Below are 15,340 nucleotides of genomic sequence, written 5' to 3' on the forward strand. Positions count from 1 at the left end.
AATTAAATTCACGCACAGCTAGTAGACAGCGTTTACGGTGTGGACTACCAGGGTATCTAATCCTGTTCGCTACCCACACTTTCGCACATGAGCGTCAGTCTTTGGCCAGGGAGTCGCCTTCGCCACTGATGTTCCTCCAGATATCTACGCATTTCACCGCTACACCTGGAATTCCACTCCCCTCTCCAAGACTCTAGTCTGCCAGTTCTAAATGACCATCCCAGGTTGAGCCCGGGGCTTTCACATCTAGCTTAACAAACCGCCTGCGTGCGCTTTACGCCCAGTAATTCCGATTAACGCTCGCACCCTCCGTATTACCGCGGCTGCTGGCACGGAGTTAGCCGGTGCTTCTTCTGTTGTTAACGTCACAGCTGGCAGGTATTAACTACCAACCTTTCCTCACAACTGAAAGTGCTTTACAACCCGAAGGCCTTCTTCACACACGCGGCATGGCTGCATCAGGGTTTCCCCCATTGTGCAATATTCCCCACTGCTGCCTCCCGTAGGAGTCTGGGCCGTGTCTCAGTCCCAGTGTGGCTGATCTTCCTCTCAGAACAGCTAGAGATCGTCGCCTTGGTGAGCCTTTACCTCACCAACTAGCTAATCTCACTTGGGCCTCTCTTTGCGCCGGAGCCGAAGCCCCGTTTGGTCCGTAGACATTATGCGGTATTAGCAGTCGTTTCCAACTGTTATCCCCCTCGCAAAGGCAAGTTCCCAAGCATTACTCACCCGTCCGCCACTCGTCAGCGATGTGCAAGCACATCCTGCTACCGTTCGACTTGCATGTGTTAGGCCTGCCGCCAGCGTTCAATCTGAGCCATGATCAAACTCTTCAATTAAATATATCGAAAAACTTTTATGAATCGTCGGTTGACACTCTTAACGAGTGCCCACACAGATTGTCTTGTTATACATTTTTAAAGAACAATGCTAAGTGCTTATTAAAAGCTTTGCTTAGCTGCTTCGAAGCTTTACCCCGAAGCGGGACGCGCATTTTACGCGCTTCGTTTTCAGTGTCAACATCTTTTTGAAAGTTTATTTCACAAGTTGTTTTCGTTGAAAACCGTCATTTGAGGTTAAGATAACTTCCTATAACGACTTCTTCGTGGTCCGTTTGACGTTCCCCGTCGAAGTGGGGCGCATTCTACGCTCCAGAGGTTTTTCGTCAACCCCTTTTTTAACTTTTTATCGGTTTTTCTCGAAACTCGCATTCAAACGCCTAGTTTTCCAACAAAAGTCTGATTTTCATTGGTCTTTCGTCTACTATTTCAACAGACCATTGTCCAAATTGTTACAAATGAGTAAACTGTAAGCAGCCTCCACGAGTTTCACTAAAATAATTAAAGGTAGGTTTATGAAAGTAGGCTTTATTCAATGCGCAATTATTAGCGCGGTATTTGCAATTGCTGGGTATATTGTTTTCTCTTCCGGTTCTCTGGAAGCGAGTTTACCCGTGACAGTTGCAGCTTCTCTATTAATCAGCGGTATCGTTACACCTTGGCTTGCATCGTTTCTAAGTAAGTCTTCGACTTCAGCTTCGGCTAGCTCTGATGTTGAAACTAAGACATCCGAAGAAACGGCCACTTTATATGTTGGTAACTTGCCATATAAAGCGAACGAAGATGCAGTTAAGGATTATTTCAAAGGTTTTATTGAGGTCCAGAGTGTTCGCTTAATGAAAGATCGTCGAACGGGTAAACGTAAAGGCTATGGTTTTATTGAAGTCATTACCCAGGATGTCGACCAGGCAATTATCGAACTCAATGATAAGGTGTTTTTGGATCGTACGTTAAAAGTACGTGCTGCCAGAGAAAAGGGTGAGACTGAATAACTGTCTCCGATTTTTAGCTTAATCTGTATTAAACAAGAAAGGCACTCAATGAGTGCCTTTCTTTTTATTACTTACTCTTGGTATCCGGCTCTACCGGTTGAATTGTTTCCCGACCACCTGATTTCAGTGGTTCTGCTGGCTGAATGGTTTGACGATCATCCGGTTGGATTCGTTCACGTTCATTCGGCATCGCTTCTAACACGCGCTGGTTAAACGTATGAAAACGGTTAATCGCAGACAGCAAATCAGGAACCTGCACTTCCTTCATTTCATTAATGAGACCGCTAATCAATTCATTAAAGTCCTCACCTGATGCCAGTTGCTGTGTTGCTGATTCAAACACGTTAAGCATTTTATCCAAATACTGAGCAACCGGACGGGCTTCGTCTCCATGTGCAGCCCCGGTGTCATTTTCCCTGTAATGCTGTATCGCACCATAAGTCTTAACGACTTCTGTTTGCTGAACTCTATTAAGTTGTAACGCATAGCCGGTCAGTTCCTGATCATCGAAGCCAAGCTCTAGCGCTTTCTCAAAAGCCTTATCAATGTCACCGCCAAAAAAGGTATCAGCCAGATCATTTACCGATCCTACCAAATCTGCAATCGCCGTTAACTCACCGTCATCAAGTTCACCTTTAAGTGAGAAACTGATCCCCTGCCGGTCAAAATACGCATAGGATTCCGTTTTTTCGGCAGCCAACGAAATAGATTGCTCATCGCTATCCCCTATTCCAGGCATGACTGTCGCACTGTAACTTTGCTGGTTCTGGTACTGAAACTGCCGCAAACTTTCAAAGCTTAGCGTTACTTCATCACCGTCCCGGGTGCGTATCATTAAACTCGCTGATTCAGAATTCGAACTTCTCATCTCCATTGATGACTCGAGCGCTGATAACTGTGCTGGGTCTTGAGTTTGCCCCAGTAAGTTAGACTCTAACTCATCAATTCGATTAGAAATTAGATCCCGGCTGCGTCCGATGCCAGTCGCGATCTCGTCATTTAGCATTCCACCAAGATCACGCTCAGCCATCGCTATTCCGCGAGCAACGCCTTCCCGAGCCTGTGAAAACAGACTGTTAAGCTTGTCATCATCAGCACCGCCCCTGGCTGCGCCTTGAATAACGCCACCCACAAATTTCATAACGTTTTTTGCCACTTCTTCAAAATCAAATAACGATGCTTGCTTTTGCTCGCCCTTGTCATCGCTTTTTCTGGCAAATTTTCCACGTTGACCATCAACAGAAACTTCCTGCTCCATTGACGAACTATAGACTTTGAGACCAATGGTGGTTTGCGAGCTGCTCACACTCACCATCGCCGTATTGCGCTGCTGAAATTCTGCAGCTTGACGGAGTCCTTCTTGCTGTAACTGCTTTTGAATAGCTTTATTCGGATCTTCAACGCCTGTTGATTCAGAAACGGTTGGTTTCTGCTCTTTTACAGGTGGCGTCTTGTCACTAACAAATGCCTTAATTTCACCCACGTTCATAATAATGTCCTCACTAACCTCAATTCTTTATCGGCAGCTTTTCGAATTTGTTTAATTTTAATACGATCTCAGAACAGTGATTGCACTATATTGCAGAGACACTACAATGCGCAGCCCGGAAACAAATGAAGTATTAACCAATGAGTACGATTATGCACAGCCACGAATACCTGACACAGCTTGAAGAAAAGAAAGCCAGATTAGGTCATCTTTTGAATGAGTTCGGCAACCATGAGTTGGTTGTAATCCCTTCAAAAGAAACAGGCTACCGCATGCGTGCTGAATTCCGGGTATGGCACGAAGGCGACGACCTTTTTCACATCATGTTTAACAGTGAAACAAAGGAGAAGTATCGGGTTGATAGTTTTGCTCCAGCATCGCAAACCATTAATGAGGCAATGGACATACTGATCAGTCAGCTGCGTCCGTCGAAGACTCTTAGAAAGAAGTTGTTCCAAATTGATTACCTCACTGGGTTATCTGGAGAACTGGTGCTCAGCCTTTTATACCACCGTCAATTAGACGAAGAATGGGAAGCTGCCGCTGAAAACCTCCGCTCGTTATTATCTAAGCGCTTTGGCACTGTAAATATTATTGGCCGAGCCAGAAAACAGAAGAAGATTCTAGGTAATGATTTTATTATCGAAGAGTTACCGGTAAATGCGCGCACTTATCAGTTCAAACACATAGAGAATAGCTTCACTCAACCTAACGCTGAAGTTAATTGCAAGATGATCGAGTGGGCAATGTCGCAATGTGGAAGCAGTGACGGTGATTTACTGGAAATGTACTGCGGTGCTGGTAATTTCTCCTTGCCCATGGCCAGTAAGTTCAGACGAGTGATTGGCACCGAAATCGCTAAGCCATCGGTTAATGCAGCGCAATTTAATATTGATGTGAACGAAATCGAGAATGTGGATATTGTGCGCTTGTCGGCAGAAGAATTTACCGAAGCTTTGAAGACGGGGAGAACATTTTCGCGCCTCAACGGTATCGACTTACAAGCTTATAACTTCACTACGGTACTGGTAGACCCACCACGCGCAGGCTTAGATGAAGATTCATTGAAGATGATTCAGGACTACCCTGAAATTATTTACATTTCATGCAACCCTGAAACACTGGCGGAGAATTTGAAAATGCTGACGCAAACCCACGAACTGGTTGCGACCGCCCTGTTTGACCAATTCCCTTTTACCCACCACATTGAAGCTGGCGTAAAACTGGTTAAAAAGCCGGTCTAGGCTTTACTTCTTTCACCTCTGGGGCGAAACACCTTCGCTCCAAGTTGCACAAATCTTAATTGCGCTTTTACCCTGTTTCCAATTTCCTGACGCAAAGCGACATCCACTTCGAGGGCTTCTGCACCAGCGCTGAAAACCAACCGTACCATGGCTTCTGCCTGCAAACTCGCAAGGTGATGCTCTACGTTCTGACTTTCTACAATGTAGTCAGAAAGTTCCTCGATAAAATGCTGGATCTCACGTAATACGGCCATGCGGTATGCCGTTGAAGTACCGGTATGTTCACGCAAAAGCAAACGAAACACGTTGGTATTGCCGGTAATAAATTCCATAAAGGTATCGACGGAAGTATCGATAACCCCGCCTCCAGACGCGATTCTGCGACGGGCCTGACGCATAAGTTGCCGCAGTGCTAAACCGGCTTCATCGACGAGAGTAAGTCCTAACTCATCCATGTCTTTAAAATGACGATAGAAAGAGGTGGGCGCGATACCAGCTGCCCGGGAAACTTCCCGCAGACTGATGGCCGACAGGCTGCGCTGTTCATCCAGCAATCCGAATGCCGCATCGATAATGCTCTGGCGGGTTTTTAGCTTTTGCTCCTGACGATTCAACGTCAACTCCTTTATGCGCGTGCAACTTTCCATGGGTAGTGTAACCGAATCAGCCTGGCAGCGAGAAATGCTGATTAAAAATATTCCAAGTAAAAACAAATAGACCGCCGATCCTTGCCTTACAAAAGCAGCAACTCATGCATTGTGCACTATACTTAATGCTTAAAATATTGGTTTTCCCTTGCCTGTGGTATGGGAAAAAGCTAAATTAGCGTACAGTTGTAAGCCGAGTTGTTAAGATGAAGAAACCACCTATTATCCTCACCAATATTCTTGTTTTCGTAGTCACCGGCGCGATCGCTCTACTGGCGGTGCCTCTGTGGGCGGTCACCATGGGATTCGACACTGTTGAAATCGTTACGGCTATTGTACTTTTTTATTTTACAGGGATGTCGATTACTGCGGGATACCACCGCCTGTGGTCACATAAAACTTACGATGCCCATATTTCGGTAAGAATCATTCTGGCCATTGGTGGTGCGATGGCACTACAAAACAGTATTCTGCACTGGTCGTCTGATCACCGTGTGCACCACCGTCATGTCGATGACAACGATAAAGACCCCTACTCTGCCAGAAAAGGATTGTGGTTTGCTCACATGGGTTGGATGCTCCGGGAATACCAAAAGCATCGCTATGACGACTACAGCAATTGCCGGGATTTACAAAAAGATCCAGTGGTGATGTGGCAGCACAAATACTATTTGCCGATTGTCTTGGTTGCAAACTTTGGCATAACCGGACTATTAGGCTGGATAAACGGTGACGTGCTGAGCATGATTTTGTTCGCCGGTGTATTCCGTTTGTTCATGGTGCACCATGTCACTTTCTTTATAAATTCTCTGGCCCATTTTTGGGGTAATCAGCCATACACCGATAAAAACACCGCCCGTGATAACGGCATTTTGGCCTTCTTCACATTTGGTGAGGGCTACCACAACTATCACCATATCTTTGAATACGACTACAGAAACGGCATTTATTGGTGGCAGTTTGATCCAACAAAATGGCTTATTCGCGGCTTATCTTTTGTAGGGCTAACTACTAACTTGCGCCGCGTGCCTGAAGAGCGAATTGAAAAGGCCCGGGCAGCAATGCAATTGCAGGAAGCCAGCCAGCGACTTTCCGCGTTACCTGATGCAGATGAACTGCTACAAAAAGTGCAGGCGGAATACGACTTACTAGTGCAAAAAATGTCTGCCTACTACGCGGCGAAAAAACGCCTTATGAATGTTCGTAAACGGTGTTTAAAACGCAGCGTTGAGCGCCTTGAGATCGACTTTCATTATAAAGAACTGAAGCATGCCTTAGCGCTTCAGAAAGAAAAGTGGCTCCAGTTACAGACACTTGCGCCACAACTTGCATAGCTTTAACTTAAAACGCCGCTTCTTGCGGCGTTTTTATCTTCTGACTGTTGCAAAATCAATAATATAAGCAACAATTAGGTAATGAGTCACTCTTGCGGTTTTCTGCATTTAATAGCGGAATTAAGAGTCCAGGCAATTAAGATATTTGTACGGATTATGCATGACCGAAGAACAACTCTTTACCTTCACACCTGAAGCAGAAGACACATCAAACACGTCTAGCCAATCAGCGGAATGGCTTGTACTCAGCGTTGAAGATGACCCTGGTTATCAGCAATCTTTGAAGTTAGGTCTCAACGGATTAACCGTGCGAGGTCGCCCCATTCGATTTCTCACTGCCAACTCAGCAACGCAGGCTTCCTCTGTGCTTGCCGAGAACGATGGTATCGCGGTAATACTGCTCGATGTCGTGATGGAGCAGGACAATGCGGGCCTTTTTCTGGTTAACACCATTCGCACTATATTGGGAAACTCCCGGGTAAGAATTATTCTATTGACCGGTCAACCCGGTATGGCGCCACGTCAGGACACGCTGAAAGAATATGATATTGATGAGTACTGGAATAAAGTTGATTTAACCGAAGAGAAACTTCGCGGAATCGTTTCAAGCAATATCAAAACCTGGTCGAATCTGACTGAGCTTTTTATTGCAAAACGTGGTTTGCAGATGATTGTCGACGCATCCCGCGCGCTCACATCGAAGCAGGATGTCAGCGATTTCACCTACACGGTATTAAAAGAAGTGTCGCGAGTAATAGGCATTCCCGACACGGGTGGCATGGTGTGCGCCAGTAGGCCGTCGATGGCATCCCTTGAGCAATGTGAGGTGGTTGCAACGTCTGGGGAGTTCTCGCAGTCAAATTCGCCGTTACTGGCAAACTTGCTAGAAGAGCAACAATACAGTGAACAAACAGGGCTCATCGAGGCTATTAATGAAGCGTTAGCCCATCATGAGCATCAATTTTTCGAAAACTGGTCGATTCTTTATTTCGATACAGCAGACGTAGACAACAACCAGTATCTTATCGTTGTAAAGTCACCTAAACCTCTTGAGCCCAGCCATATCACGCTGCTTATGGTTTTCAGTGAAAACATCAGCAATGGATTCGTTAACCTGGCGCTCATGAACAAACTTTCTATGCTGGCCTATTATGATGAAGCGCTTGGTGTACCCAATAAACACTGGTTGGAGCGCGAAATTAGCAGCATGTCTACTTATGACAGATCGTCAACCTCTCTGGTTTTCTTAAGTATCCTTGATTTTTCTACCACTGAAATCACGCTCGGAACCAATTTCAGTTCATTGATTGTGTCTACGGTGTTGGAAAAAATTAAAGCCACTTGCCAAAAAGCCATGACGATATGTTATCTGGAGGATGGACGTTTTGCGATCCTCTATCGAACAGATCGCCTGACCCAGGAAAGTAATCTGGACAGATTGGCCTCTCAGACGGTTGTCATAGATGGAGTTGTGCAGCGTATATCAAATAACATCAGCCATGTTGGCGTTCAGGATCTCGATGCGCTGGATCTGAAAAAATCGATTAAAACCGCCCAGCTTGTGCACAACAGCCCACGGCTTAAATTGGGCGCCGTTTATGCCATTACGAAAGCACATATTGACGATATAAACGCTCGTCATACATTGCTCAAGTCTCTTTCAGACGCACTGGATGATGGCTCCGCATTCTTCCTCGAGTTTCAACCTAAAGTAAACTTACACGACGGCCGCCCTGTGGGGGTTGAAGCACTTCTACGCTGGCAATTCCGAGAAGGCGAAGTGTTGCCTCCAGGTGCATTCATCCCCCTTGCAGAAGCCTCTGGTCTTATCACCAAACTCGACAGCTTGGTGATGGAATTAGCAGTAAGTGCAGCAAGAGAACTTGCCGAGTTGGGCAACCACTTTGCGGTAGCATTTAATGTTACCCATGCGGATGTGATGTCTCCCTCTTTTATTCCTCACTTGGAACAACTTCTAAAAAGACACCAGGTAAAGCCTGAGCAGATAGAAATAGAAATTACCGAAACGCAGGCGATGGCTGATTATGAGGGCATAAACCCTATACTGGAAACTTTGATTAATATGGGAATCACCATAAGCATTGATGATTTCGGAACAGGCTACTCATCACTTGCTCACTTAAGCACGCTTTCTGCATCGACGTTGAAAGTTGACAAGAGCTTCGTTGATACCCTGATGTTGGGCGAAAGTAATTCGAATACGCATATCCTGGATATGGTTTATCGTTTGTCGCGCCAGTGTCATTTCAAGATCATTGCAGAAGGGATTGAGACCGAGACTCAACGAGACGCACTAATTAATAAAGGCTATGAAACAGGACAGGGCTTTCTCTTCAGCAAACCACTGCCGCTGCCAGCATTAATTGATTGGCTGAAAAAGGCAGGTTAAATGAATCGTTCTCTTTGGCGGAGAGCCAGTCTTTTTTACGTTGCCAATTTATTTCTGTCTCTATCAACTGGCTACATTGTTTATCAATGGTTTCATAGTGAATCTATGGAGCAGTTGTCAGCCGATCACACGGCAATGATTTCGTCGGTTAACACCGCGATTAGTCAGGAAATGGGCGACATCACAAACATCATTCGGCTTGCCAATGAACACCTTATGGAAGCTATCGATAATGACAGTGATGACGATTCGAGGGCAGAAATTTTTCTGCGCATAGGCAGTGTTTTAAGCAATGTTTCGCAAATACGATGGATAGATTTAACCGGGAAAGAAACCATACGAGTTAACTTTACTGAGAATGGCGGCCAGATAGTGCCGGAGAACGAACTGCAAGATAAATCATCCCGTTATTATTTTATTCAGGCAAAAGAAACGTCGCCCGGCGGTATCAGTTTGTCCTCTATCGACTTGAACATCGAAAATGGCCGACTTACCTTACCTTACCAGCCTACTATTCGGGTTAGCCTACATACTTTCCCGAGACATCCGTTGGGAGAAGGTTTTCTGGTCTTTAACTTCGACATGACCGAGCTGTTCCAACGTTTGCGTAATTTTGAAGAGCCACAAAGCCAGCTACTCATCGCTGCCGGTGAAACGCAGTGGCTCATTAACCCTGACAGTAGCCTTGAATGGTCATCAAGTAAAAACAGCGAGCCAGCAAGCCTCAAAGTAGCGCAACCGGAACTCTATGAAAGATTGGCTGAGTACCATGTACTGTCACTGCAACGAGGTGAAAATGATGCCATCTTTAGCGCCGCGTTATTACCCATTCGCATGAAACACACGTTCAGCAGTGAAGAGCTGTATATCCTTGCCCGTACGCCGGGACAATACTATACCCTGCTGATGAAAGATGCGTTGCTGCCAGCCATACTCACATTTTTGGGTACATTTGCGTTAGTCGCATTATTTATTCTGCGAGATATTCGTCATCAGGAGCACGTAAACGTATTAAACAAGCAGCTTCTGGCAGAAAAAACAGAATTAAAGACTGCCCTTGAGCGTCAAACCCAATTAAGAGACGAGCTGGTAGAATCTGAGAAGATGGCATCTCTGGGCATGCTGGTTGCGGGCGTCGCCCATGAGTTAAGTACGCCTGTGGGCGGCACAACAATGTGTATCAGCACATTGGAAAATAAACTTGAGCGGCTAGAGCAGCAAATTTCGTCCGGGCTTACCCGCTCGGAGTTAGATAATTACCTGTCAGCGACAAAAGAATCCCTCACGATATCGCGGCATAACCTGGAGCGCATTACAGACCTGATAAAACGGTTCAAACGTTTAGCCGTAGACCGGGGCAGTGAATCGCCCGTTAGATTTAACCTCATGCAGGTGATTACTGATCTGATTCGAACGCTGGAATCGCAAGCGAGTAGCCGTCGAGTATCCATCACCCACAACATTCCCGGGGACATTCAGCTAAATAGTTTCCCAGGCTTGTTCTCTCAAATTCTGCAGAACCTGATTACCAATGCAATTCATCACGCCTTTTCCGATATGCCGAGAGGGGAAGTCGTGGTAAGTGCCATTAATAAAGAAGACAGCATTGAAATTAGAGTAAAGGACAACGGCAGCGGTATTGCTGAAGAGGTACAAGACCATCTGTTTGACCCCTTCGTAACCACCGCAAGAAATGATGGTAACACCGGCCTAGGCATGCACCTCGTACATCAGTGGGTGAGCGTGCTTGATGGTCGTATTGTGTTCACAACAAAGCAGAATGAAGGCACCGAATTTGTGATGACGTTTCCAGTTACTTCCGCACCACAACACGAGGTGCCCGATAACCAGGATTGATGCGCTGAAACTTTGTCTTTCGTATCAAAATGTTGCTAGACTTTGTAAGACTCCAACCGTACCAGCAACGTACCTTCCGGAATTCATCGGGATCCAGACACAGTGAGCACAATAAATTATGACTAAAAAAGCAGCCAAAGCGGCAGACCCCAGTTATCAGTTTGATGCAATCGTAATAGGCACGGGCCCTGGCGGCGAAGGTGTGGCGATGCAACTGGCCAAAGCAGGCAAAAAAGTCGCGGTAATCGAGCGATATGAAGCCGTTGGCGGTGGTTGTACGCACTGGGGAACCATTCCATCCAAAGCATTGCGTCACTCGGTTAGCCGTTTAATTGAATATAATACAACCTCATTATTTTCTGAAAATCAGGTTGCTCGCCATGTCACCTTTCAGGACATCATGAAACACGCAAGTGGTGTGGTGAAAAAGCAGTCTCGATTACGTACGTCGTTTTATGACAGAAACCGGGTTAGCTTGATCCACGGTGAAGCCAGTTTTGTTGACGCCCACACTTTGCAAATCATTCGCCCAGACGGGTCGAAAGACACGATTACTGCACATCAGATTGTTATCGCAACGGGTTCTCGCCCTTACACACCGAAAGACATCGATTTCGATCATCCGCGCATTTATAACTCCGATACCATTTTGTCACTCAAACATGAGCCACAGAACATCATCATTTATGGTGCCGGTGTAATCGGTTCTGAGTACGCCAGTATCTTCCGCGGTATGGGCGTAAAAGTCGACCTGGTCAACATGCGCGATCGATTGCTATCGTTTCTCGACGCCGAGATCTCTGACGCACTGAGCTACCACCTTTGGAACAACGGTGTTGTGATTCGACACACTGAGACCTACAAGTCGGTAGTGGGCCATGACGACTGTGTCGTGATGGAACTTGAATCAGGCAAGCGCATGAAAGCGGATTGCCTGTTGTTCGCTAACGGTCGAACAGGTAATACCGATATGCTTAACCTCGACGCGATTGGCCTTAAAGCCGACTCTCGCGGTCAGTTACGGGTAGACGAGAATTACCGCACTGACATTGAGAACGTATTCGCGGTAGGTGATGTTATCGGGTATCCCAGCCTGGCATCTGCGGCATACAACCAAGGACGTTCTGCAGCGGAAGCGATGCTTTCTGGCAAAGCAAACTCCGGGTTGGTTGAAGATATCCCTACCGGCATTTATACCATTCCAGAAATCAGTTCTGTAGGCAAAACTGAACAAGAGCTAACCGCAATGAAAGTGCCGTACGAAGTGGGACGCGCGCAGTTCAAACATCTGGCCAGAGCGCAGATTGCATCGACAACGGTTGGTAGTTTGAAGATTTTGTTCCATCGCGAAACCAAGGAACTGTTGGGTATTCACTGCTTTGGTGAACGTGCCTCAGAAATTGTACACATTGGCCAGGCCATTATGCAGCAGAAGAATGGTGGCAATACGCTGGACTATTTCGTTAATACTACCTTTAACTACCCTACCATGGCGGAAGCATACCGGGTAGCAGCCCTTAACGGTCTGAATCGTATTTTCTGATCTCAGCTTTAATCAGGCACAAAAAAACCGGCTTTATTGAGCCGGTTTTCTTTTATCTGGATAAATCTTACTGATTCATCGCAAGATTGTTTTTTGCCTGCAGTGCGTCTCTGTGCGCAACGATATCGATTTGCATTTTTTCAGCATCGAAAGTCATTGTTGCAATAGCATAGTCGCCAAAGTTTTCGCTCGCCTGCTCTGTTACTTGTTGTTGTGCATCGCGGTAACGAATGTTGTTGCTGATTTTATCAGACATACATTGGTTATTCATTTCGAAAGATTTCGCATCCATACATTCGAAAAGCTGGCTGTTACCAGACTCCGCATGCGCAACGCCAAACGACATTAAAAGCGACAGGCCAATAAGTGATTTACGCATGTGATTACTCCTGTGTTACAGTGGATACTACTGTTATGATTCAGCATACTGTAAAAACGTAAATTCGTCAAATTTGGATCACGCGAATATTACAGGAATATGACAAAGTGTCACATAAGCTAGAAAATCGATAAGAAGCCTGACAATCGTGCGCTTACGGTACCTTAACAGCCAGTTAGAGTTAGGAAAAAGCGTTATAATTTACACATTTATAACACTGCCAATTTCCTAAAAACAAGCGTCTATTGCGTTAATCCTACATTGAAATCTTGAGCAGATTAGCGATCCGGTCTTAAAAATACCAAATTATCCCGCCACTAAAGTATAAATACGCATACTGTTGAATTAAGCACCATACCTGTTTAGTGCGACGCGTTTTCAGCTTGTTTACTAAGCAAATACTGGTGTAAATCGTCGAACGGCATAGGCCGGGCAAACAGGTAACCCTGCGCTTCATCACAGCCCAGTTTTATCATGAAGCTGGCCTGCTCACGCTTCTCTACGCCTTCGGCTATTGTAATTAAACCGAGTTTGTTTCCTAGCGTTACGATTGTTTCAGCGATCACTGCGTTTTCTTTGGGCTTAAGATCCATAACAAATGAACGATCTACTTTTAGCCTATCTAAGGGCAGCTTCTGCAGATAACTCATGGAAGAAAAGCCGGTTCCAAAATCGTCAATGGCTGTGGCAACACCATAAGCTTTCAGTTCGGTAAGCGCGTCAATGACAATCTGCGGCTCATCCATTACCACACTCTCAGTAATTTCAAGCTCAAGGCGATGCGGCGCACAACCGTACTTAGTCAACGTTGCTTTGATTTGATCAACAAAATGACGATCACGGAACTGCGGAATAGATACATTGATCGCCATGCGTACCTTGTCAAAACCCAACTCTGTTAGCGAGTTAATACGCCTACAGGCTTCTTCTAACACCCAGTAGCCAATATCGACGATGAGACCGGAATATTCTGCCAAGGGAACAAACTCAGCCGGAGAAACATATCCGCCCTGCCCGTCAGGCCAGCGAAGTAAACCTTCCACACCGATAACCTCTTCGCTCACTAAATCGACCTGTGGCTGAAACCACAACTCCAGTAATCGAGCCTGAAAGTCGCTACGCAATTTTCTGATCATAGCTAATTGACGGGTAGTATTTCGCTCAAACTCTAATTGGTAATATTCGTAATTGTCTGACGTGCTCTTCTTAGCCCGATTAAGCGCTATGTTGGTACGTTTTAGAATTTCAATACCCGCACATTTCTGCGGACCCGAGCGATACATACCAATGGTGATATTTACCGGTAGCACGTTGTCTCCGGCGACGAAGCTTTCTGCGAACACCGCATTTATTGTCTGAGGCGAAACCTGCGTATCAGAACCAATTAATCCGAAGACATCGCCGCCAATACGGCTCTTAATAACTCGCTCATCAAAACTTGCTTCCAGACGTTCAGCGATGGCTTTGAGTAACTGGTTACCCGCTTCCTGACCCAAACCATCATTGATATCGGAGAAGTGGTTAATATCGATAAATGCCACACACAAATCGGCGGCCCCAAGGATAGAGGGGCGATCTAACAGGTTGATAAATTCATTGCGATTGGGCAAACGGGTTAGCCAATCTCGGAAAGCAGCATTGCGGAGTTCATGAAACAGGTTTACGTTTTCATAGCCCACCGAAATACTGGATAGAAAGACCTCAAGTAATTGGCGATCTACCGCTGTGAGCTCTTTGCTCATACTCATAAACACAGCGGCTTCAAACCCAGAACTGCTTAAATAGAGTATTGAGTTTCCGTCTTCAATAATGTGGCGCTTTAAGCGCAGGCAACGGCTGATGTTTTCGACAATAAGCGGATCGGAAATTACGTCAACTGGCTCATTGATATAGGATGCATAGTCGCCTGCGGCACCCAGAATATACACACCATTATCATCTCTATCGAGAACGGACCCGGCTCTTGCGCAAACCAACCCTTCTGCATCTAAACCAAGAAGCGAACTAATTTGCGTGACTACACCTTCACAAAACCCTTTAACCGAATGCTCTTCAAGCAAGTTCGCCGCAGACGCAACGATTTTCTGTAAACCTAACCGACTTTGGTTAATGGTGAGAATTTGTTGATATGAACGCAGCGAGGCATAAACGGTAGTCAGTAATTTGCTGCGCGTTAACTCCGTTTTAGTTTTGTAATCGTTAATGTCGTAATTGCGAATGACAAATTCTTCAGGGGCATAGCCCGGCTGCCCGGTACGCAGAATAATTCTTGGTTCAGACAGGCCTAGCTCCTCTCGCATGTATTGCACCACGAGGAAACCGGCATCGTCAGATTCCATAACCACATCAAGCAGAATAATCGCAATATCGCGGCCATTTTCTTTGAGGATTTGCTTGGCCTGCTCACCTGAGTAGGCATGCATGAAGTGCAACTTCCGTTCGCTAATGATCAAGTCGGCAAGTGCAAGCTTGGTTACCGTATGAATTTCTTCGTCGTCATCGACGATCAGAACATTCCATTCCTTATGAATTTGAGGCTCGAGCTCTGGATGCGCTCCCTCATCTAAAAAAACCAGTTCATCATTGTCGTAACTTGCCGATGACAT

The 15,340-nt window shown here is 45.8% G+C and carries 10 protein-coding genes and 1 rRNA gene; 6 read left to right on the plus strand and 5 right to left on the minus strand.

All coding sequences use genetic code 11. The features are described 5' to 3' along the window. Positions 1 to 839: ribosomal RNA gene (locus BFC18_RS20345) — 16S ribosomal RNA — on the minus strand; the annotation flags it as partial. Between the two features lie 515 nt (positions 840 to 1,354). On the opposite strand from BFC18_RS20345, the gene BFC18_RS20350 reads away from it, so the two are divergent. Continuing rightward, positions 1,355 to 1,831 carry an RNA recognition motif domain-containing protein gene (locus BFC18_RS20350; RefSeq protein WP_070127603.1) on the plus strand — a complete coding sequence of 159 codons (477 nt, stop codon included), beginning with the start codon at positions 1,355 to 1,357 and terminating at the stop codon, positions 1,829 to 1,831. Positions 1,832 to 1,898: 67 nt separating this feature from the next. On the opposite strand, the gene BFC18_RS20355 is transcribed toward BFC18_RS20350, so the two are convergent. After that, the gene (locus tag BFC18_RS20355; RefSeq protein WP_070127604.1) at positions 1,899 to 3,320 is read right to left on the minus strand and encodes a DUF5610 domain-containing protein; all 1,422 of its coding nucleotides are present in this window, start codon (positions 3,318 to 3,320) and stop codon (positions 1,899 to 1,901) included. A 140-nt stretch (positions 3,321 to 3,460) separates the two neighbouring features. On the opposite strand from BFC18_RS20355, the gene trmA reads away from it, so the two are divergent. Beyond that, on the plus strand, positions 3,461 to 4,564 hold the full coding sequence (gene trmA, locus BFC18_RS20360; protein ID WP_070127605.1) for a tRNA (uridine(54)-C5)-methyltransferase TrmA: 1,104 nt from the start codon (positions 3,461 to 3,463) through the stop codon (positions 4,562 to 4,564). Here trmA and fabR read toward each other — a convergent pair. Continuing rightward, positions 4,561 to 5,178, minus strand: coding sequence for an HTH-type transcriptional repressor FabR (gene fabR, locus BFC18_RS20365; RefSeq protein WP_070127606.1), 618 nt, complete (start codon positions 5,176 to 5,178; stop codon positions 4,561 to 4,563). The two genes, trmA and fabR, sit on opposite strands and share 4 nt — an antisense overlap. 239 nt (positions 5,179 to 5,417) lie before the next feature. Between fabR and BFC18_RS20370 the strand changes: the two genes are divergently transcribed. From BFC18_RS20370 to sthA, 4 genes are all read left to right on the plus strand, one after another. Further along, complete coding sequence (locus BFC18_RS20370; RefSeq protein ID WP_070127607.1) at positions 5,418 to 6,545, plus strand: acyl-CoA desaturase; 1,128 nt, start codon at positions 5,418 to 5,420, stop codon at positions 6,543 to 6,545. Positions 6,546 to 6,705: 160 nt separating this feature from the next. After that, positions 6,706 to 8,955, plus strand: coding sequence for an EAL domain-containing protein (locus tag BFC18_RS20375; protein WP_070127608.1), 2,250 nt, complete (start codon positions 6,706 to 6,708; stop codon positions 8,953 to 8,955). Further along, positions 8,956 to 10,812 carry a sensor histidine kinase gene (locus BFC18_RS20380; protein ID WP_070127609.1) on the plus strand — a complete coding sequence of 619 codons (1,857 nt, stop codon included), beginning with the start codon at positions 8,956 to 8,958 and terminating at the stop codon, positions 10,810 to 10,812. 118 nt (positions 10,813 to 10,930) lie between these two features. Then, positions 10,931 to 12,355: a Si-specific NAD(P)(+) transhydrogenase gene (gene sthA / locus BFC18_RS20385; protein ID WP_070127610.1), complete on the plus strand. Its 1,425-nt coding sequence runs from the start codon at positions 10,931 to 10,933 to the stop codon at positions 12,353 to 12,355. A gap of 67 nt (positions 12,356 to 12,422) precedes the next feature. Here the strand turns inward: sthA and BFC18_RS20390 are convergent, their stop codons facing one another. Then, on the minus strand, positions 12,423 to 12,734 hold the full coding sequence (locus BFC18_RS20390; protein WP_070127611.1) for a pyridine nucleotide transhydrogenase: 312 nt from the start codon (positions 12,732 to 12,734) through the stop codon (positions 12,423 to 12,425). Between the two features lie 362 nt (positions 12,735 to 13,096). Next, positions 13,097 to 15,340 (minus strand): bifunctional diguanylate cyclase/phosphodiesterase, encoded by a 2,244-nt coding sequence (locus BFC18_RS20395; protein WP_070127612.1) that lies wholly within the window; start codon positions 15,338 to 15,340, stop codon positions 13,097 to 13,099.

It is taken from the genome of Alteromonas confluentis (genome assembly GCF_001757105.1).
Classification (GTDB): domain Bacteria; phylum Pseudomonadota; class Gammaproteobacteria; order Enterobacterales; family Alteromonadaceae; genus Alteromonas; species Alteromonas confluentis.

Bases quoted from the DNA above. Each gene is read 5' to 3' on its own strand.
- BFC18_RS20380 (WP_070127609.1), top strand. From the start codon at position 8,956: ATGAATCGTTCTCTTTGGCGGAGAGCCAGTCTTTTTTACGTTGCCAAT.
- BFC18_RS20355 (WP_070127604.1), bottom strand. From the start codon at position 3,320: ATGAACGTGGGTGAAATTAAGGCATTTGTTAGTGACAAGACGCCACCT.
- sthA (WP_070127610.1), top strand. From the start codon at position 10,931: ATGACTAAAAAAGCAGCCAAAGCGGCAGACCCCAGTTATCAGTTTGAT.
- BFC18_RS20350 (WP_070127603.1), top strand. From the start codon at position 1,355: ATGAAAGTAGGCTTTATTCAATGCGCAATTATTAGCGCGGTATTTGCA.
- trmA (WP_070127605.1), top strand. From the start codon at position 3,461: ATGAGTACGATTATGCACAGCCACGAATACCTGACACAGCTTGAAGAA.
- BFC18_RS20390 (WP_070127611.1), bottom strand. From the start codon at position 12,734: ATGCGTAAATCACTTATTGGCCTGTCGCTTTTAATGTCGTTTGGCGTT.
- BFC18_RS20375 (WP_070127608.1), top strand. From the start codon at position 6,706: ATGACCGAAGAACAACTCTTTACCTTCACACCTGAAGCAGAAGACACA.
- BFC18_RS20395 (WP_070127612.1), bottom strand. From the start codon at position 15,340: ATGTCATCGGCAAGTTACGACAATGATGAACTGGTTTTTTTAGATGAG.
- BFC18_RS20370 (WP_070127607.1), top strand. From the start codon at position 5,418: ATGAAGAAACCACCTATTATCCTCACCAATATTCTTGTTTTCGTAGTC.